This window comes from Flavobacterium sp., from assembly GCF_021151785.1.
Classification (GTDB): domain Bacteria; phylum Bacteroidota; class Bacteroidia; order Flavobacteriales; family Flavobacteriaceae; genus Flavobacterium.
Genome location: NZ_JAGKWP010000198.1, coordinates 1 through 1477, shown reverse-complemented (window position 1 = coordinate 1477; position 1477 = coordinate 1). Strand labels below are relative to the sequence as shown.

Annotated in this window: 1 protein-coding gene; it reads right to left on the bottom strand. The window is 47.3% G+C overall.

Annotated elements, in window-relative coordinates; all coding sequences use genetic code 11:
• A partial coding sequence (locus tag QZ824_RS11615) for a hypothetical protein (protein ID WP_291276178.1) occupies positions 1 to 1477 on the bottom strand: 1477 nt, incomplete at both ends.

Here is a 1477-nt window from a genome sequence, read left to right as displayed (position 1 = left end):
TAAATCTACACTTCCACCGGCAGGAATATTTGTTGAACCCGATGCGGTGATCATTGCCAGAGGCAGGTCATTCACAGTAACAACCGTTGCTGATGAAGTGGATGAACAATTCCCAGCATTGCTTACTTCTACCGTATATGAACCCGCTGCCGTTGCTGTAAAGTTCTGTGCTGTTGCTCCTGTGATTGCTGTGCTACCATTCATCCATTTGTATGATGAACCTGCACTTGCTGTAAGTGTTACACTTCCACCTGAACAAAATGCTGTTGGTGTAGTTGTGGTAATCGTTGCTGTTGGTGCAGCGCTTACTGTAACAGTTGTTGCTGTTGAAGTTGCTTTGCAGCCTGCTGCATTGCTTACTTCTACTGTATAGCTTCCTGCTGCCATTGCTGTATAGGTCTGTGCTGCTGCTCCAGTAATGACTGTGCTACCATTCATCCATTTGTATGATGAACCTGCACTTGCTGACAGTGTTACTGAGCCGCCTGCGCAGAACGTTGTTGGGGTAATTGTCGTGATCGTTGCTGTTGGTGCAGCGCTTACTGTCACAGTTGTTGCTGTTGAAGTTGCTGAACAGTTACCTGCATTGCTTACTTCTACCGTATATGAACCCGCTGCTGTTGCTGTATAAGTCTGTGAAGTTGCTCCTGTGATTGCAGTGCTACCATTCATCCATTTGTATGATGAACCTGCACTGGCTGTTAATACTACTGATCCGCCTGCGCAGAACGTCGTTGGGGTGCTTGCTGTGATTGCTGCTATTGGTGCAGCGCTTACTGTCACCGTTGTTGCTGTTGAAGTTGCTTTACAGCCTGCTGCATTGCTTACTTCTACTGTATAATTCCCCGCTGTGGTTGCTGTATAAATCTGTGAAGTTGCTCCTGTGATGGCTGTGCTACCATTCATCCATTTATAAGATGAACCAGCACTTGCTGTAAGTACTGCACTTCCTCCTGCACAGAAGCTCGTTGGTGTAGTTGTGGTAATCGCTGCTGTTGGCACAGCGCTTACTGTCACAGTTGTTGCTGTTGAAGTTGCTTTACAGCCTGCTGCATTGCTTACTTCTACCGTATATGAACCCGCTGCTGTCGCTGTATAAGTCTGTGCTGTTGCTCCTGTGATGGCTGTCGTGCCATTCATCCATTTGTATGATGAACCTGCACTTGCTGTTAATACTACTGAGCCACCTGCGCAGAAGCTCGTTGGTGTACTTGTGGTAATCGTTGCTGTTGGTGCCGTGCTTACTGTTACCGTTGTTGCTGCCGAAGTTGCTTTGCAGCCTGCTGCATTGCTTACTTCTACCGTATAGGAACCCGCTGCTGTTGCTGTATAAGTCTGTGCTGTTGCTCCTGTAATAGCTGTGCTACCATTCATCCACTTGTATGAACTTCCTGCACTTGCTGTCAGCACTACTGATCCTCCTGAACAGAACGTCGTTGGTGTCGTTGTTGTAATTGCTGCCGTTGGTGAAGCATTT